The sequence below is a fragment of the Candidatus Eisenbacteria bacterium genome (assembly GCA_005893275.1).
Taxonomy (GTDB): Bacteria; Eisenbacteria; RBG-16-71-46; order SZUA-252; family SZUA-252; genus WS-7.
The window spans coordinates 23714-41229 of sequence record VBOW01000067.1; the positions used below are offsets into that span (position 1 = coordinate 23714).

16 protein-coding genes are annotated in these 17516 nt (G+C 66.0%); 5 read left to right on the plus strand and 11 right to left on the minus strand.

Translation table 11 applies throughout. The features are described 5' to 3' along the window. Positions 1–86 precede the first annotated feature (86 nt). The gene (locus E6K76_10935) at positions 87–1130 is read right to left on the minus strand and encodes a sigma-54-dependent Fis family transcriptional regulator (GenBank protein ID TMQ57252.1); all 1044 of its coding nucleotides are present in this window, start codon (positions 1128–1130) and stop codon (positions 87–89) included. A 26-nt stretch (positions 1131–1156) separates the two neighbouring features. On the opposite strand from E6K76_10935, the gene E6K76_10940 reads away from it, so the two are divergent. Further along, the gene (locus tag E6K76_10940) at positions 1157–2512 is read left to right on the plus strand and encodes a DUF2029 domain-containing protein (protein TMQ57253.1); all 1356 of its coding nucleotides are present in this window, start codon (positions 1157–1159) and stop codon (positions 2510–2512) included. Here the strand turns inward: E6K76_10940 and E6K76_10945 are convergent. From E6K76_10945 to E6K76_10955, 3 genes are read right to left on the minus strand one after another with little or no spacing between them, the layout of a single operon-like run. Beyond that, a complete protein-coding gene (locus E6K76_10945) occupies positions 2467–3948 on the minus strand; it encodes a glycosyltransferase (protein TMQ57254.1) in 1482 nt (493 codons plus the stop codon). The genes E6K76_10940 and E6K76_10945 overlap by 46 nt on opposite strands. Positions 3949–3962: 14 nt before the next feature. Further along, positions 3963–5189 carry a hypothetical protein gene (locus E6K76_10950; GenBank protein ID TMQ57255.1) on the minus strand — a complete coding sequence of 409 codons (1227 nt, stop codon included), beginning with the start codon at positions 5187–5189 and terminating at the stop codon, positions 3963–3965. After that, entirely contained in the window at positions 5189–6376 is a 1188-nt protein-coding gene (locus E6K76_10955) for a hypothetical protein (protein ID TMQ57256.1), read from the minus strand. Before E6K76_10955 ends, E6K76_10950 begins: the two co-directional genes overlap by 1 nt. Before the next feature lie 111 nt (positions 6377–6487). Here E6K76_10955 and E6K76_10960 point away from each other — a divergent pair, with 111 nt between their 5' ends. From E6K76_10960 to E6K76_10975, 4 genes are read left to right on the plus strand one after another with little or no spacing between them, the layout of a single operon-like run. After that, positions 6488–8764, plus strand: a complete 2277-nt coding sequence (locus E6K76_10960) for a PAS domain-containing protein (protein TMQ57257.1) — start codon at positions 6488–6490, stop codon at positions 8762–8764. An 18-nt stretch (positions 8765–8782) separates the two neighbouring features. After that, entirely contained in the window at positions 8783–8935 is a 153-nt protein-coding gene (locus E6K76_10965; GenBank protein ID TMQ57278.1) for a hypothetical protein, read from the plus strand. After that, the gene (locus E6K76_10970) at positions 8917–9345 is read left to right on the plus strand and encodes a response regulator (GenBank protein ID TMQ57258.1); all 429 of its coding nucleotides are present in this window, start codon (positions 8917–8919) and stop codon (positions 9343–9345) included. The genes E6K76_10965 and E6K76_10970 overlap by 19 nt, the downstream gene beginning before the upstream one ends. After that, on the plus strand, positions 9320–10018 hold the full coding sequence (locus E6K76_10975; protein TMQ57259.1) for a response regulator: 699 nt from the start codon (positions 9320–9322) through the stop codon (positions 10016–10018). Before E6K76_10970 ends, E6K76_10975 begins: the two co-directional genes overlap by 26 nt. A 17-nt stretch (positions 10019–10035) precedes the next feature. On the opposite strand, the gene E6K76_10980 is transcribed toward E6K76_10975, so the two are convergent. The 7 genes from E6K76_10980 to E6K76_11010 form a co-directional block, all read right to left on the minus strand. Further along, a complete protein-coding gene (locus E6K76_10980; protein ID TMQ57260.1) occupies positions 10036–10674 on the minus strand; it encodes a hypothetical protein in 639 nt (212 codons plus the stop codon). Positions 10675–10676: 2 nt separating this feature from the next. Continuing rightward, positions 10677–11555 carry a hypothetical protein gene (locus E6K76_10985; GenBank protein TMQ57261.1) on the minus strand — a complete coding sequence of 293 codons (879 nt, stop codon included), beginning with the start codon at positions 11553–11555 and terminating at the stop codon, positions 10677–10679. Position 11556: 1 nt separating this feature from the next. Next, complete coding sequence (locus tag E6K76_10990) at positions 11557–12357, minus strand: hypothetical protein (GenBank protein TMQ57262.1); 801 nt, start codon at positions 12355–12357, stop codon at positions 11557–11559. 22 nt (positions 12358–12379) lie between these two features. Continuing rightward, positions 12380–13120 carry a hypothetical protein gene (locus E6K76_10995; protein TMQ57279.1) on the minus strand — a complete coding sequence of 247 codons (741 nt, stop codon included), beginning with the start codon at positions 13118–13120 and terminating at the stop codon, positions 12380–12382. Positions 13121–13601: 481 nt separating this feature from the next. Then, complete coding sequence (locus E6K76_11000; protein ID TMQ57263.1) at positions 13602–14624, minus strand: class I SAM-dependent methyltransferase; 1023 nt, start codon at positions 14622–14624, stop codon at positions 13602–13604. A gap of 16 nt (positions 14625–14640) precedes the next feature. After that, complete coding sequence (locus E6K76_11005) at positions 14641–16383, minus strand: GAF domain-containing protein (protein ID TMQ57264.1); 1743 nt, start codon at positions 16381–16383, stop codon at positions 14641–14643. Between the two features lie 28 nt (positions 16384–16411). Further along, a complete protein-coding gene (locus tag E6K76_11010) occupies positions 16412–17437 on the minus strand; it encodes an undecaprenyl/decaprenyl-phosphate alpha-N-acetylglucosaminyl 1-phosphate transferase (GenBank protein ID TMQ57265.1) in 1026 nt (341 codons plus the stop codon). Positions 17438–17516: the final 79 nt, after the last annotated feature.

Here is a 17516-nt window from a genome sequence, read left to right on the forward strand (position 1 = left end):
CTTACGTCATCGATGTCGCAGCCAGTGCCGATTTTTCTCGTCTATGTGTGTCAAAATGGAACGATTAATCGTTTAATAATGAAACGCTACAGCCCATATTCTCTCATCTTCCTCCACAAAGTCGAGCGGGAAATTCCCAGGATCTTCGCCGCCCTGGTTGTATTCCCGGCGGTGTGGAGGAGGACGCGGCGTATATGCTCGGCCTCGAGCTGGGCGAGCGACATGTTCTCCGAGTACGGGAAGGCGTTCCCTCGTTCGAGGAGCGGCACACGCGGCTCGCGGAGGACGGGGGGCAGGTCGAGGTGGGTGATCTCGCCACGCTCGGCCAGGGTGACCGCCCGCTCGACCGCGTTCTCGAGCTCGCGGACGTTTCCCGGGTAGTCGTAGCGCATGAGATAGAATTGGGCGCGCTCGCTGAATCCCTTCACCTGCTTCCCGAGCGCGCGCGAGTACTTTTCCCGGAAGTAGTTCGCGAGGAGCGGGATATCCTCGCGCCGCTCGCGGAGCGGGGGCAGCTCGATGTGGAACACGTTGAGGCGGTAGTAGAGATCCTCGCGAAAGGTCCCATCCGCGAGAGCGCGCTTCACGTCGCGGTTCGTGGCCGCGATGACGCGAATATCAACCCGCCTGGATTCCTTGGCGCCCACGGGGCGGATTTCCCCGCTTTGAAGCGCACGGAGGAGCTTCACCTGGACCGAGAGCGGCATCTCCGCGACCTCGTCGAAGAAGATCGTTCCGCCGTCGGCGTGCTGCATGAGCCCCACGCGGTCCGCGTTCGCTCCCGTGAAGGCGCCGCGAACGTGCCCGAACAGCTCGCTCTCGAAGAGCTGCTCGGGAATCGCGGAGGAATTCACGGCCACGAAGGTTCGGTGGGCGCGGCGGCTCTGGAGGTGGATCGCGGTCGCGATCATCTCCTTTCCCGTTCCGCTTTCTCCGGTGATGAGGACGGGGCTTTCCGTGGGCGCGACCTTCGCGACGAGCCTGAAAATCCGCTGGAGGGCGGGACTCTGCCCGATCATGTTCTGGGTGATGGCCCCGCCGCGCGGCCCTTCCGAAACGTGGGGCGCCTCCCAGAGTCCCTTCATCGCCGGATCGCCGGCGGCGAGCTCGCTGGTCGCACGCGGGCTCACGCGGCCTCCGCGGCGGTCGAGTGTCGGTGAATCGTCACCGCTGGGTTCTCCTCTCCTTGGGCGCGCTGATTGTGACCTCGTCCGCCTCGATCGCGATGCTGGGCGATCTGGGCGAGCGGACCCGGACGATGCTGCTTCTCTGGGGGGCGGCCCACGCCGCGTATCTGGCCGCCGCGCGGTGGGTGTTGCGGACCGCGCCCGCCGGCGCCGAACCGGGTGCGGCTTCCCGCGCGCCGCGCGCCTCGGGGCTTCCGATCGTGCTGGCCGTCGGGCTCTTGGCGCGCGCCTCCATCATCCCGGCCCCGCCCACGCTATCGGAAGACGTCTACCGCTATCTCTGGGACGGCCGGCTCGTGGCCCACGGGGTGAATCCCTTTCCGCACGCGCCTTCCGATCCCGCGCTCGAGCGCTACCACTCGGAGCTCATCCACCACCTGAACCACGCCGGCGTTCCCACGATCTACCCCCCCGCGGCGCAGATCCTCTTCGGGGCGGTCGCGCTCGTTTCGGCGACGCCGCTCGCCTGGAAGCTCGCGCTCCTCCTGCTCGAATCCATCCTCCTCTACGCTCTGCTCGACCTCCTGAGACGGCGAGGGCTCCCGAGCGAGCGACTACTACTCTACTACTGGAATCCCCTCGTGCTGGTCGAAAGCTTTGGGAGCGGGCACGTCGATCTGGCCGCGGCGGCCTTCCTCGTGACGATGGTCTCGCTCTATGAGAGAAAGCGCGCGGCATGGGCGGGGCTCTCCTTCGCCCTGGCGGTGCTCACGAAGTATGTGCCGGGGCTGATCCTTCCATGGCTGATCCGACGCCGCGCATGGCTCCTCCTCGGCGTGGCAGCCGTGGCCGCGGCGCTCCTCGCGGCTCCCTTTCTCGGGGCGGGCCCGGCGCTCGCCACCGGGCTCAGGACCTACGCGCGGCACTGGGAGTTCAACGGAGCGCTCTTCCACCTGCTCCGGGAAACGATCGATTCCGAGATCCGGATCCGGCGCATCCTCGCGGGGGCGGGCATCGCCGCCACGCTCGCGATCGCGTGGCGCGCGCGATCCGCGAGCGGCGCTGCGTTCGCCTCGATGGTTGCGTTCCTCTTGCTGAGCCCGACGGTATTCCCGTGGTACGCCGTCCCGGTCGTGGCGTTTCTTCCGCTCCACGCGGACTGGGGGATGCTCGCCTTCTCGGGGCTGCTCGCGCTCTCCTACGTGCCGCTTCCGCTGTACCGCGGCACGGGTGTCTGGACGCTTCCGGGATGGGTCCTGTGGGTGGAGTACGGAGGTCTGGTCGGGGCCTGGGCCCTTGCCGCCGCGTGGAGGCTCGTGCGGGCCGGCCGCAAGAGGGATCAGGACCGCGCGCGCGCGTGGACGAGCGAGAGCACTCCCACGTAGAGGAATCCAAAGAGGTAGAGAAGGAAAAACGGCAGCGGCGCGTACACTTTCGCGTGGGCGAGGCTCAACATCGTCCACACGAAATAGAGCCCCAGCGCAATCTCGAGAAGCGCCCAGCCGTCGAGCGGCGAGCGGTAGCGTTTTCCGCGCCAGGGATCCCCCCGGCGTTCGATCCGAAACTTGGGCGTGCGGTGAAACGGGCTCTTGTGGCCCACCAAGGCTTCGAGGACGGCCCGCGTGTTCGTGACCGAAAGCCCCATCCCGAGCGACATGACGAAAGGCAGGTATCGAAGCTGCCGCTTCCAGTCCGGTCTCGATTCCCGCTGCGCATACCCGAAATAGAAAATCACGGAGCTGGTCGCGATCAAGAATAGGATCGAGTCCGCGATCGTGTACGGCGTGCTCCCGGTCCGATAGCGCGCCAGCACGACGGGATAGACGATCAGCGACAAGAGGAGCAGGAAGACGTACGCCACGTTGTACGTCAGGTGAAAGGAAGCTTCCACCTTGACCCCGAGCGTCACGCGCGAGCGCCAGACGATCGGAAGGAGCTTTCGCGCGACCTGGATGGATCCCTTCACCCATCGGTGCTGCTGGGCCTTGAACGCGTTCATCTCGACCGGCAGCTCCGAGGGGCAGAGCACGTGTGGCGCAAAGACGAACCGCCAGCCCCGAAGCTGGGCCCGGTAACTCAGGTCGAGGTCCTCGGTGAGCGTGTCCGACTGCCAGCCGCCCGCGTCCACGACACACGCCTTCCGCAAGACGCCCGCGGTCCCGTTGAAGTTGAAGAAGCGTCGCCCGCTCATTCGCGCCGCGTGCTCGATCACGAAGTGCCCGTCCAGCGAGATCGCCTGGGCCTGGGCGAGAATCGAATAGTCCTGATTCAGGTGCTGCCACCGGGACTGCACCATCCCCACGGCGGGATCGCTGAAATAGGGAACCATCTCGCGAAGGATCGAACGGGGAGGAACGAAGTCCGCGTCGAAGATCGCGAGGAACTCGCCCTTGGCGCGCTCGAGGCCGCGCTGGAGCGCCCCGGCCTTGAACCCTTGGCGATCGTCGCGCGTGAGGTGCACCACATCGGTCCCGAGCGCGCGCAGCTCCGCCACCTTGTGCGCCGCGATCTCGCGGCTCAGGTCGGTCGAATCATCCAGCACCTGGATCTCGAGGCGATCGCGCGGGTAATCGATCGCGCCCGCGGCCTCGATCAGCCTGTGCACGACGTATCGCTCGTTGTAGACCGGAAGCTGGACCGTGACGGAGGGCCATGATTCCGGATCCGCGGGAGGCCTTGCCGCCCGGTCCCGGCGCCGGAAAAGGCGGATCAGGTGGATCCGATGAAGGCCGTAGACCGCGAAAATCACCCACACGACAAGATAAACCGCGAGGAGACAATCGCCGAGCACAGGGGGGATGGGCGTCGTGAAGGACCACATGGGCGTTGAACCCTCTATTTGTGGAAGCTCCCCTTCCACGTCTCGTCGCTCACGAGGAAGGAGATTCCGAGCCTCACGAAACGCTCGCTCACGCCGAGCTCGCTTCGATCTCCGCGGGATCCCAGCTCGAGCGACACGTCCAGACCCCCTCCATTGTCCTTCGTCACCAGCCCCGCTCCCAGCGTAAGCGCGCGCTCATCGATCGCGGCGGTGCCGCCGTTCACGTCCTGGGCGCCGGCCCGCGGAAGGAGATCGGGCCACCGGAGAAGGTAGCCTCCGACCCGAAGGGGGAGCCGCGCCCATAAGGACCGCTCCTCCTCCGTGGCTCGTTTGCGCTCGAGCCCCACCGAAAACCGCTCCTGCGCACGAAAATCGACCAGGTCGCTCTGGAGGGAAGACCGGCTCCAGCCCGCGCGGCGGTACTGTGCGACGGCGCGGAGGCGCGGCCGGAGCGGAGCCGAGGCGCCGAGGACGAGGCCCGGCGGAATCTCAAGCTGCCCGCCCGAAAAGCGCTCCGACGCGCCGATCGTCGCCCGGGTCACATCGAGCGGAAGGTGTTGCGACGTTTCGAAGGCGGCCCCCACCGCCCAATCCTTCTTGACGAGCTGGGCGCCGAAGCGCCAACGCCCCTTCTTCGGATATCTCACGTCGAGGCTGTCGCGGGCGGTCGCGAGACCCGAGTCGGAGAAGGTGCGGACCCACGATTCACGATAGCTGCCCGCGATCACCTCCCAATCGACCCCGAGGCGAAGCGCCGGGACGATCCGCCGCGCCAGGCTCACCCGCAGAAAGTTGATGCCGCCGCTCCCGTCGACCGTGACGGTCGAGCGCGCTCCGGCGGTGTCCTCGCGCGCGACCGAGAACTCGGCGTCGGTTCCCGCCACGTAGCTCGCCCCGAGCACCAAGCCCCCGGGAAGCGCGATCGCGGCGCGCGCGGAGGGGAACGTGGTTTCGCGCACCGTCTCCACCGGCACCGACGCGGCGTTCACACGGCGAAACGCGGGAAGCACGGTCACCTCGAGGAGGATGCGCTCGACCTCGGAAAGCGAGGCCGGGTTGACCAGGGAGATCTCGCGGGGACCGTGCTCGGCCACGCCCGCCCCGCCAAGGGCGCGGAGGCGCGCCGGCTCTTCGAGCTGGGGCTCGCCCAGACCGCCGATCGAGAGGATCGAGTTCGCGTGGGCAGGGCCCGCCGCGGCGAGCGTGAGGGCGAGAACGAAGAGGGCCGCGCGCGCCGGCATCAGAAGCGCACCGGCGGAAGGTGGGTATAGGAAACGTGAAGCTCGGGCGGGCGCGATGATTCCCGCGAGCCGACCTGGAACTTCTTGGTCCGGTTCACCGGATGGGTCAGGGAAACATAGAGCCCCTCGTTGGAGGAGGAGGTCGCGGCCCATTCCCGAAGAAGCGCTCCCGGAATGCGAAGGATGATCCGCCGACCCGCGCCGGCGTAGGCGGAGGTCAACGACTGGGAGGAGGAAGTCGCGTCGTCGATCGTGAGGGTCCCTTTCTCGGTAATGCCCTCGCTCCAAACGTTCCGGATTCTTCTCACTTGGACGATGTCGGTCACGTCCCCGGAATCGGGAACCTCGATTCCCACGATATTCAGGATCAGCGTGGCCTCGTCGATCGAGACCGCGGCCGGGATTGAGTCCAGTGGAACGTGGAGCGCGAGCGCCGTCTTGAAGAGCCCGCCGAGCACGAGCGAGGTATCCGCGCCGGTCGGAGGAGGAGAAATCGGGGCGTGCAGATAGAAGTCCTGGGTCACGCGCGTGTCGACGCTGTCCAGGACCGCGTTCCCCGATACGAGGTGCGTGTAGCGCACGCGGAACACCGCGGCCCCGGGCACGTAGGCGAGCAAGCCATCGCCCGTCCTCTCCAGGGCGAACCCGGGGGCGCTGGCCGGGTCTTGCGCCCATTGCTTGACGAGATCGAACGAGCCCGGCGTCAAGGCAAGGGAGAAGGAGCCCGCCGCCGGGCGGTCGTCCTGGGCGGATCCGAGCAGCGTCGGGTGCGCGGGCCCCGGCCACGCGACGGTCGCGGTGTCCCACGGCGATGCGACCAGGAAAAGGCTCACGACCCCGGCATCGAGAAGAGTCGTGTCCCGCTTCAGCTCGAGCGAGACCATTCCAGGCGAGAACCCGGCGAGGGTCGTGTCGGGCAGCTTCCAGGACGCCACGGCCAGGAACGTGCGCGCTTCAAAGGTGGTATCCCTGCCGACGATCAGCACGTCGCCGAAGTCGGCGGTCCCCGGCTCCACGTAGGTATCGCGGTCGGGGTTTCGTAGGAAACGCACGGTCGCGCCCAAGCCCCCCGGCCCGCGTATCAGCCGGGCGCTCCCCACGAGCCTTTCCGCCTTGCGCGAGCAGCCGACGACCGGGATCGCGCTCAGGACGGCCAGCAGGACGGCGAAGAACGGGCCATGACGCACGGGGCGGAATGATAATCCCTTGTGGTGACGAGCGCTAGAGAAGACGTACCGAGCCTTAAACCCACCCTTTTCGCTGCAGTTCCTTGTGGTTCCGTCCGATAGGTCCGAGGAATGGGGGCTTTTCCGCCAAACCATATGAAGACCGGGAAATCGAGATCGAAGGCGCCCTCGGGCGGCCTCGCGCAGGCCCCGTCGGGGCAGCCGAGCCCGCTGGACATCCGCCGGGGATACATGGTCATGACGGCGCTCGCCGCCGGCTTGGCCGGGCTCGCGGTCTATGGCGTCGCGGCGCACGTTACGGAGCAGCTTCGTCAGGAGGGGCGAATTAGGGTCGCGGCCCTGGCCGCGACGATCGCGGCGGGCATTCCCGCCGAAGAGGTCCGCGCGCTCAGAGCGCGCCAGTCCGAGGCGGGCGCGGAATACGAGGCCCTGCGTTCTCGTCTCGTCACGGCCCGTCAGGCCAATCCGGACGTGCGCCGCGCCTACGCCCTCATTCCAGGCAAATCGGCGGGCCCCTGGCGCTACGCGCTCGAGGCGGGCACCGATCCTACGCGAAAGGTCCACGCCGGCGACCTCTACGAAGGGGGCGGGCGACGGGAAATCGCGGCCGCGCTCGACGGTCCGACGGCGAGCCGGGCGCTCTCGCGCGATCCGCGCGGAAGCTGGCTCAGCGGGTACGCTCCGATCCGGGACCTCAAGGGGAGGGCGATCGCGATCGTCGGCGTGGACGTGGGCTCCGGGCTGGCGCTTGTGTCCGAGCGGCGATTCCGCGTGGAGACCGCGCTCGCCTATGCGCTCGCGTTCTGCGGGATCGCCTTCACGGGGTTTCACCGCTACCAGAAGCGGCGGCTCGAGCTGGAGCGGAACCGCAACATCCATGTCCGGCTGAGCATCCACCGGCTGGCCGAAGCGATGACCCGCGCGGGCGTGGAATCGGACCTGGCACGACACGCGCTCGACGCGATGGCCGAGGGCACAGGGTTTGCCCATTGGGCGCTCTTCAAGCGCGACCGGGACAAGGGGACGCTCGCCCTCTTCGCTACCCGAGGGCTGAACGAGCAGGCGCGTCTCGAGCTCACTCCGGACCCGATCGGCCCCGACTCCTCGTCCCTCGCGAGCCGCGCCGCGTTCCGCCGCGAGGCCGTGACGGGGAGGAGCGGCGACGGCTCCACGCGACACGCGTTCGCGGGGGAGATCGCCGACTTGGGCCAGGACCCCAACGTGTGCGCCGTGCCTGTGGTCGAGCACGACGAAACGACGGCCGTGCTCCAGTGCTTCGCTCCGGCTTCGCGCCGATTCGGCGCGGAGGACGTGACCCTCATCCGCTGGATGGCCGCCCAGCTCGGGCACGGTCTCAAGAGAATCCAGCTCGAATCGCGCGATCAGCTCCTCGCCTCCTACATGCGGAGCACCGACGAGATGCTGGTGGGATTCGATCTCGACGGGGAGGTCACCTACGCCAACCCGGCCGCCCTGCGCTCGCTCTCCGATTCCCGAGGGAGCCTTCACGGACGCGGGATCAACGGGCTGTTCCTGGTCTCGGAGAGACCGGGCGCGGCTCCCCTTCTCGCCGTCCTGCGCGGAGCGGGTGGCTTCTCGGGGGAGCTCATTTGCTGCACGGAGCCCGGGACCAAGTTCCCGGCGGAAGCCACCGTCACGAAAGCCGTCGATCGCGAGGGGAACGAAAGCGCCTGGGTCCTCGTCGGGCGGGATATCAGCGAGCGGCGCGAGCGGGAGCACGAGATTCAGACCCGGACCGAGCAGCTCGAGCTGATCAACGAGCAGCTCCAGCACGCGAACGACGGTCTGGCCGAAGCCAACCGGACGAAGAACGAGTTCCTCGCGAACACAAGCCACGAGCTCCGGACGCCCCTGAACGCCGTGATCGGATTCGCGACGTTGATCGAGCAGAACGTGGCCCAATCGGAGGAGGAGCGTTTCTCTTTCGCCCGCTCGATCCGGGAGAGCGCCGAGCACCTGCTCGTCGTCATCAATGACATCCTGGACCTGGCCAAGGTGGAAGCGGGACGGCTGGAACTCGCTCTGGAGGCTGGAGATGCGACCCCGACCATCCTGGCGGCGGTCGAGACACAGCGGGCCGTGGCTCTCCGGAAAGGGATCAGGCTCGAGGTCGAGACTCCGGCCGAACCCCTGCAGATGCAACTCGATCCGGCCCGGCTCCGTCAGGTGCTCCTAAACCTGCTTGGGAACGCGGTCAAGTTTACCGATAAAGGTGAAGTGAGGATCAAGGCGCGGCGAAACGCGAGCCCCGCCGAAATCCATATCGTGGTCGAGGACACGGGGATCGGGATCGCGAAACGCGACCAGTCCCGTCTCTTCGTGAAGTTCTCCCAGGTGGACGGTTCCTACAAGCGCCGCCACCAGTGAACGGGGCTTGGCCTTGTCATCACGAAGTCGCTGGTTCAGCGGATGGGTGGCCGGATCTCGATGGAAAGCGAGGGAGCCGGTCTGGGAACTCGCGTCACTCTGGCGTTCCCGGCCGGGCCGGCGGGCGCCCAGGTGAGGGCGGAGAGGGATCCATGTCTCAACGAATCCTGATCGTCGAAGACGACCCGATGAACGCGAAGCTCTTCCAGCTCGTCCTGACGCGAAAGGGAAACTACACGATCCAGATCACCGAGGATCCGTCCTTCGTGATCCGGGAGATCCAGGCCGGCACCGTGGATCTCGTGATCATGGACGTGTCCCTTTCGAACAGTCAGCTCGAGGGATTGCCGGTGGACGGCTTGCAGATCACGCGGCGGCTGAAGAGAGACCCGACGACGCGCCACGTGCCGGTGCTCCTGGCCACGGCGCACGCCATGAAGGGCTCCAAGGAGAAATTCCTCAAGGAGTCCGGTGCGGACGATTACATCTCGAAGCCGATCGTGAGCGCGGACGAGCTGCTCCGCCGGATCGAAACGTTGATCTCCAAGAGGGGCCATGCCGTTCCACCTGCTGATCGTTGACGACGAGGCGCACAGCCGGAAGCTCCTGAGGATGGTGCTACGCCAGGGGGACTACGCCTTCACGGAGGCGGAGAGCGGGCAGGAAGCGCTCGAGATCATGGAGCGTCAGAGGGTCGACCTCCTCGTTCTCGACCTCATGATGCCGCACCAGAACGGCTTCGACGTCATCATCGCCATGAGGAAGAGCGAGACGCTCGCGAGGATCCCCTTCATCGTGGCGAGCGCGTCGACCGCCCAGGACGATATCCAGCGGAGCCTGGAGCTGGGAGCGATCGATTACTTCACGAAGCCGCTATCCGAATGCGACATCCGGTTCCAGATCCCGCTCAAGGTGAGGAACGCGATCGCGCTCCATCAGGCTTCCGAGGAACGGTTGCGGATCGAGCGGATGAAGGCGGTCTCGGCCATGGCCGTGGCCTTGAATCATGAGATCAACAATCCTCTGCAAGTGATCCAGGGGAACGCCCAGCTCCTCAACGTTCACCCCGGACTGCCCCCCGACGCCCGCGACAAAGTGGCACGGATCCGCGCGGCCACCGACACGGTCGCCGGACTGACCCAGCGCATCGCGGCCCTTCGCGACATCGTGACGGTGGACTATCCCGCGGGGAACAAGGGCACCGTGCCGATGGTCAACTTCGAGGCTTCCGCCGCGGCGGGGAAGAAACCCTAGCCCCCGGACGTCGCTTCCTACCCGAGCCCCACCATCGGGTAGATCCAGTCCAAGATCAGGAAGTTGAGGCGGCCGATGAGGAGCGCCACGCGCCCCATCACGGTGAAGCCGAACGCGGCTCCGAAGGAGATCATGAGGAACCAGATTCCCAGGCGCGCGACGCGCCTCGTGACTTGGTCCTGCTCCTTGGAGAAGAAGAAGTAGATCAGCACGCTGAAGACGCCCAGGGCGAAAATCAGGGAATAGAAGATCGTGTGCGAATCGAAGTGCGTGAGCGGAACGATCGCCCTCGCGAGCTGTGGGAGCACTTCGCCGTGGATTCTGCGCGTGAAATCGAGCCCGATGTAATACGCGACGTAGATCGAAAGCGCGAAGCGTGAGATCCAGGCGATCTTGGGCACGTACCGCATGTAGAGAAGGACGCCGAGCAGCCCCGGAACCAAGAGATCCCAATTCTGCCGGAAGTCCTGAAACAGAGGCTGGATGAGGTTCGGCACGAGCGTCTGATTCAGCGTAACCCCGATGAAGTAGCCGAGGGAGATGCCCGCGAAGAGGCTCTCCGCGAACCGGAAAAGGGGATTGTCCTTGTAGAGAAAGCTCATGCACGCGAGCGTGAGGAGCGCGGCGATCCAGGTTTCGAGGCCCGGAATATGCACCGCTAGGCTCCCTTCCTCTGCGCCGCGCGCCGGCTAAGGTACGCGACGTTCCCGATCAAGATGAACAGGATGATGACCGCGTGGGTCACCGCTTGCCCGTCCATTCCTTTGGTCGCGGTGAATCCACGGGTGCTTTGGTAAAAGCGCGCCAGGTCCGGGTAGCGCGCCGCGAGCAGCTTCTCGTACTCGGCCGCTCCCTTCATGCCCCCCAGCATGCCCACGAGCTGGCCCGCGTTCAGGTAGGCGTAGTACTTCGGAGCGCTCACCGCCGTGGGTCCGATGATGACCGGGGTTCCGATCTGGGAGTGGACCTGGGTGATCCACCACTCCCCGATGATGCCCGTCGCGGCCGTGAAGACGAGCTGTACCTGCCGGATACTACGGAGCCCTTGCATCATGGGAACCTGTGCGAGTGGCCTCCCCTTCACGTCCGTCGGGAACGCTCCCGCAATATCCTCGCCCAAGCGCCTCATCACCGCGGAGGCCCCGTCCTTGTAACCCAGGTTCACGTACTCCTCGCCGTAGCGCAGGTTGGGAAACTCGGCGGTCACTTTCGCGAGCGAATTGGTCGCGAGACCCAGGCCTCCCAGCGGATAGAGCGCACATACGATCACCCGGATCTTTTTCGTGAAGCATTGGCGCATGATCGCTTCAGCCATGGGATCGTTCTCGGGGGCGGAGGACGGACCGTAATCGAAGGAGACCCAGACGTAGTCCCCCGGCTTCAGCGATTCGATGTAGTCGAAGGCCGCGCGGGTCGAGCCGGTTGTCGTGACGGGGAGCCCGATCGGCAGGACGATCGGGGTGCCGACGCAGATCAGCACGAACAAGAAGATCCATCGCCGATCGAGGCCCAGGAGCTTGTCGACCATCCCCGCCATGTTATTCCCCTCTCCCCAACCCGAGATAGCCGCGCTCGATCCCGAGGATGACCCGGATCGCCATCGAGGATGCGCCGAGCGCCGCGCCGATGATGATCCCGGACTGAGCAGCGCCGTTCGGCGTGTCCATGATCCACTCCGTCAGCTTCCCGAGCGCCTGGGTGGCGGCCGCGGCCGCCGGGTGGAGCGGCGGGAACGGCGCCGCCAGGAAATCGAGAAGGGGAACGCGCCCCGCCATGACGACCCCGCCCGCGAGCAGAAGGATCGTCGCCTCGGTGTTCCTGGCCCGAAACGCCCGGAACGCGGCGGACGCCATGAAGAACGCGAGAAGCGCGAAGATCGTGGACTGGAGCGGCTGAAAGAATTGATCCTGGATCCACTTGAATGGCGTCGGCGTTCCGTCCGCCAGGAAGGTGATCCCCTTGCGTGACATCGCGCCATAAATCCCCGAGCCTCCCGTGACGAAGAGCCCGAGCAGAAGGACGATGGAGAAGGGCCATCCGGATTCGCGCCGCGCGACCTTGCGCGTGCTGTTCTGGAGGACGTTCACCACCCCGAGCAGAATCGCGAAGGCGTAGACGATGATGAGCCATTGGTCGAGCCGTGGGCTCATCCCGGTCGGGCCGGAGAGGAATTTCTTCGGGACGTAGAGCGAGATGATCGGGATCGCGCCGGCGAAGAAGCCCACGAAGAGCGGGAGCCTCGCCCTGAGTCCGGGGGAGCCGATCCCGAGAGCGATGCCAACGACCGGGATGATCGCGAAGAGGAAGACGAGAGCAACGCGGCCGAATTCGAGATTCATGGCGTCTCCGCGCCCCGGGCGGTCATTGGGTCTTGAACAGAGCCGCGACCCAGGTCGCGCCCAGGCTCGCCGCGATGATCCCGGCGATCCCGAGCAGGATGACGATCGCCTTCGCGATGTCCTGCCCGCGCATCGAACCCAGGAGAACGGGCTCGCGGGTCAAGTAGGCGCTCGCCGCGTAGAGCTCTTCGCCGATCAGGGTGTAATCGCACGTCGCGACGAAAAACGGGAGCTGGGTCGGGTCCGCCTGGCCGGCAATCTGGATCGCCCCGGTCGACTGCCCCGTCTCCGCCAGGATCAGCGACTCCGCGAAGAAATAACCGATGAGAAAAATCGCGGCCGGCCGCTCGCGGATCATCCTCGCCGAGACAGCAGCGGTGAACGCGAACTGATCGTAGGTCACGTAGTTCACCATCTCTTCGCGGTAGAGGTCCGGCCTTCCCTCCGCGAGATAAGCCCCGCGAACGGCCTCCCGCGCCGAGGCGAAGGTGAGCGGATCCTTGTTTGGAACGTCGAGGTCGGTCCCGTACCGCGCCGTGGCGCGCGCCACATGCCCCAGGATCGCGATCGACGCGATCGTCTGGATCTCGTCCATGCTCTGGACCCCGGGCACGTAGAGCACCTTCTTGCCGATCTCCGTGGCGCGGCCGATCGCCTCGTCCACCGCATTCAGCCCCGCGATCCGCCGGATGAAGATCTTCTTCCCGGATTTGGCGGCGGCGATCGATGCCAGCAAGATCACCAAGAAGAGCACTGAAGCGATGAAGGAGTTGGTCTTCTCAGGCCGGAACCAGTTGTCGTGCGAGGCGACCGGGTCGCTCACGACCGGCGGGCCGGCGCTGGAGGTATCGGCTGCCGAGACCGTGCGGATCTCGTATCGGTAGACGGTGCCGTCCTTCGCGGTGGTGTCCACGTAGCGCCCCACGCCGGGCTTCACCATTTCGATCTCGCTCCAGTCGTACGCGGGCGGCACGGCGCGGCGGATCTGGAGCCTCGCGCTGTCGCCGAGCCCGGGCGGATCCTTCCAGGTGAGAAGGATTGCGTTCCCCGAATCACCCGGACGATCCCCGGCGGTGAAGGAGGTCGGTGCCGGAAGGTCCGCGGGGGCGGCGGGGGATACCTCGGGCGCTACGGCGAACGCGGAGCGCAAAAGGAGGACGAGAAGCGACGCGGTGAGCGGCGCTGCGAAGGACGGAACGCGCGCGGACGCGCGGCTCAGAACGCCGGTTCGCATCGGCGCGAGACTATGAGACGCCGGCGGAGGGTGTCAACACGGGTTTTCGCCCCCGAAGCCGCATGATCGGCCAGACGTAGACGGAGAGAGGGGGTAGGAGCGAGCAGAAGAAGCGAAGGACGTCCTTCACCCACTGGCGCGGATTGTTCTCGATCTTCCTCGAAAAAAAGGCGGGAAGCAGCTCCGGCTTGAGCCCCGCCTCCCGAAACTTCCGCATGAGCCAGAAGGGGCTCAGCTCCCGCTCGGGGTATTGACCATCGATCGGATGCCGGTAGAGAAAGGCGGGACGGGCGCTGATGAGGCGAGATTCCCGGTATTCCCGGACCGCGCTCAAAATCTCCTTCCCGACCAAGCCCCGCGTGAGCCGGGCCGCTTCGAGCAACTCGTTTCCCGTGATTTGCGGAAAATGCTCTTCGATGAGCGCCAAACGGGCGGCGAAGTAGGGCCCGTTGGGTTCCGCTTCCATTTGGCGCCATCCCCGCCGGCGCCTGGGGCGCGCGGGCAGGTAAAGGGAATTGTTTTCATCGCTCAGGAAGAAGACGCCTCCCGGCCGGAGCAGGCGGTGCGCCTCGGCCAGAAATCCTTCCAGATCGCGCACGTGAGAGATGACGCAGTTCGCCATCACCCCGTCGAAGCTCGCCGAAGGGAATTGCATCGCGATGCCGTCTCCATATTTCGATTCGAAGTTCGTCATCGGAGGATCCATGCGCTCGGCCAAGTACCGGCCCACTTCGACCATGTCCTGATCGATTTCGGTCGCGACGACACGGCGCGCCCCGTACATCGCCACGAGAAGCGCCTCGAGCCCGAAGCCCGCGCCCAGGTCAAGGACGTCTTTGCTCTCCGCCTCGAGATAGCGGTACATGTCGCGCGCCTTCTGGAAGAGATGCTCGATCCGGGGGGGATTCCGTATAATGCGGAGGTACGTGTAGTACGTCAGGAAGTATTCGGGGAACTGCGCGCGAATCCCCTCGTCGCTCTGCATGAGAATCGCGCGCAGCGAGGCGAGACGGCGCTCGGCCAGAGACGCCACTAGGCTTCGTCCGTCCCTAGCCGGCCGGTTCGTTCAAGACCCGCGAGCGGCGGATGCCGTGCGAGTTCATCCGATTGTGCAGGTGTTGTCGGCTCACGCCGAGCGCGCGCGCGGCCCGCGACACGTTCTGGTCGCATTGGCGCAACGCCTCGCGGATCGTATCGGCCTCGACCGCGTCCAGGGTCTCACGCAGGGTGTGCTGCCCGTCCCAGCGCCGTGTCACCGGAGCGCCGAGTCCGAAGAGCGACGGCTCGAGCGCCGCTCCCTCGTCGGCGAGCGCCACGGCGCGCGCCATGGCGTTCTCCAGCTCCCGGACGTTCCCGGCCCAGGGGTGCCGGAGCAATAGCTCCCGCGCCTCGGGGGTAAGCCCGCGGAGCTTCCGCTGCTGTTGCTTCGCGAACTGGTCGAGGAAATGCTGCGCGAGCAGGAGCACGTCCTCCCCGCGCTCCCGGAGGGGCGGAACATCGATCGGCACGACGTTCAGTCTGTAAAAGAGATCCTGGCGGAAGCGTCCGCCCTCGACTTCGCCCTTCAAGTCGCGGTTCGTCGCCGCAACCAGCCGCACGTCCACCTTGCGCGAGATCGTGTCGCCGACGCGGCGGATGTGGCCGTCTTGGAGGACGCGAAGGAGCTTCACCTGTAAGGAGGCGGGCATCTCTCCGACCTCGTCGAGGAAGATCGTGCCGCCGTCCGCGGCCTCGAAGAGCCCGATCCGATCCTCCGCCGCGCCGGTGAAGGCGCCCTTCTTGTAGCCGAACAGCTCGCTCTCGAGGAGATTCTCGGGGAGGGCCCCGCAGTTCACCGCGACGAAATTCTTGTCGCGACGCGGTCCGTTCATATGGATCGCGCGCGCGATCAGCTCCTTTCCGGTGCCGGTCTCGCCCTGCACCAGCACGGAGACCTGCGTCGGGATGACCTTCTCCAGCAGCTCGATGACGCGGAGCATCTTGGGGCTCCGGCCGACGAGGAGTCCGTAGCGGAAATCCTCCTTGAGCGCGCGGCGAAGGTTTTGATTCTCGATTTCGAGGCGGCTCTTCGAATCCTTGAGCGCCTCGTGCATCCTCGCGTTTTCGAGCGCCACCGAGCAGAGCGCCCCGAATCCCTCGAGAAGGGTGATGCTGTCGGGAGTGAACTCGTGGGTGATGGAATGGGAGTCGATGTAGAGCACGCCGAGCACGCGCCCGGAGTTCAGGATGGGAAGCGCCACCACGGTGCGGAGCGAGAGCTCGCGGACGCTCTTTCGGTCCTGAAAGAGCGACGAGCCCACGGCGTCGGGAACCCACACTGTCTCGCGGCGGTGGGCCGCCTCTTCGGCGATCCCCCAGGAGATATTGAATTCATCGGAAGGAAGGGTGCTCTCGTCTTTGTTGCGCGCGACTTCGAAGTGGAGCTTTCCGTCGTCGTGCATGAGCATCAGGAATCCGCGATCGGCATCCGCGACTTGGATCACGGCGTCGACGACGCGGATCAGAAGCTCATTGAGATCGAGGGTGCCCGTGACCGAGCGCGCCGCTTGCAGCACGTGCGTGATGCGGTCGAGATCGGATACGACACGTGATCGGGATGGAGACCTTGGTTCGGCGAGAAGTTCGCGTTCCCACTGCGTCAAGCCCCTGCTGAGTCTCTCAAGAGGGTCGATCTCGGGCATTTCGGACGCGCTGGGATCCCTCGGCTGAGACGGATCTGGACGCTGCGTCATCGTTCCACCCACCCTTGGTTTGACCGGCAGGGCAAGGTTGCGCCCTACACCTTGCGCCATGTCAGAATACAAGTGTAAAAACACTTTGTCAAGTGACGAACTGGCCGGTGGGACGTATGTGTCGCAGTGCGGTCCCGAATAGAGCGTAGGTGAGCGCGGAAGCACATAAGACACCGACGATTGACAAAGGATCGGAACGCCCCCAAATCCATACGCCGAGGGATGTGTTGAGACATGCGACCATGGTGACGACACCGATCGTCCCCCAGCGTCCGAAGAGCTTCCCCAAGCGATGTGTCGTGTGATCGATACTCCCTACGTAGAAGGGCCGGTGGCCGAGGACGCGATCCCAGACGACGAAAATTACGTCGAATAACGGATACGCGAAAATCACGAGGAGCGACGCGACGTGCGGCCACGTGAGCGATTTCTCGAGCGACTGAAGCGCGAGCGCGGCGAGCGCAAATCCGAGCAGATGGCTTCCCGCATCCCCCAAGAAGATTCGCGCGGGGGGAGCGTTGTAGACGAGAAAGCCGGCGCAGGCTCCGATGAGGCCCCATGCGAGCGCGAGGTGAACCGGCGCGTCGTGTATGAGCGCCAGCGCCGCGAATCCGCCCGCCGTGACCGGGATGAGCGCTCCCAGAATTCCGTCCATGTTGTCGAGAAAGTTGATCGCGTTGAACAGGGTCAGGACGCCGAAGAGCGCGACCAAACCCGAGAGCGGATTCTGACGGAGCGCCGGGACGTCGGTTCCCCACCAGATGAGGCATGCGCCCGCGGCGAGCTGACCCAGGAGCTTCCAGCGCGGACCGAGCGGCCGGCGGTCGTCGATCAAGCCGAGCGCGAGCGCAAGGAGAGCCCCCGCGACAAGCCCCATCGAGGGCGCAGCAACGACCGAGGCGCCGAGGACGCTCGCGAGGATCGGGGCGAGGACCAGGGCAAGCGCGATCGCGACCCCCCCCAGGAGAGGCGTCGCGTTGGTGTGGGCCTTGCGAGGGTCGGGTTGATCCACGTAGCCGGTGGCGCAGGCGAGCCGCCGCGTGAGGGGCGTCAGCGCGAGGGCCGAGAAAAACGCGAAGGGAGCGATTTCCAGAAACGGGAGCGCGGGGCTCAAGCTCCCCACTTTATCACACGGCACCTCCCCCGTGCGACGGAACCGGGCAGCCCGGTCGGGGAGCCGCGGCCGGGGGCCG

What these genes read in the sequence shown, in the direction of transcription:
- E6K76_10945 (TMQ57254.1), bottom strand. Translation starts at nt 3,948, where the DNA reads ATGTGGTCCTTCACGACGCCCATCCCCCCTGTGCTCGGCGATTGTCTC.
- E6K76_10950 (TMQ57255.1), bottom strand. Translation starts at nt 5,189, where the DNA reads ATGCCGGCGCGCGCGGCCCTCTTCGTTCTCGCCCTCACGCTCGCCGCG.
- E6K76_10960 (TMQ57257.1), top strand. Translation starts at nt 6,488, where the DNA reads ATGGGGGCTTTTCCGCCAAACCATATGAAGACCGGGAAATCGAGATCG.
- E6K76_10970 (TMQ57258.1), top strand. Translation starts at nt 8,917, where the DNA reads ATGTCTCAACGAATCCTGATCGTCGAAGACGACCCGATGAACGCGAAG.
- E6K76_10975 (TMQ57259.1), top strand. Translation starts at nt 9,320, where the DNA reads ATGCCGTTCCACCTGCTGATCGTTGACGACGAGGCGCACAGCCGGAAG.
- E6K76_10985 (TMQ57261.1), bottom strand. Translation starts at nt 11,555, where the DNA reads ATGGCGGGGATGGTCGACAAGCTCCTGGGCCTCGATCGGCGATGGATC.
- E6K76_10990 (TMQ57262.1), bottom strand. Translation starts at nt 12,357, where the DNA reads ATGAATCTCGAATTCGGCCGCGTTGCTCTCGTCTTCCTCTTCGCGATC.
- E6K76_11005 (TMQ57264.1), bottom strand. Translation starts at nt 16,383, where the DNA reads ATGGCGCAAGGTGTAGGGCGCAACCTTGCCCTGCCGGTCAAACCAAGG.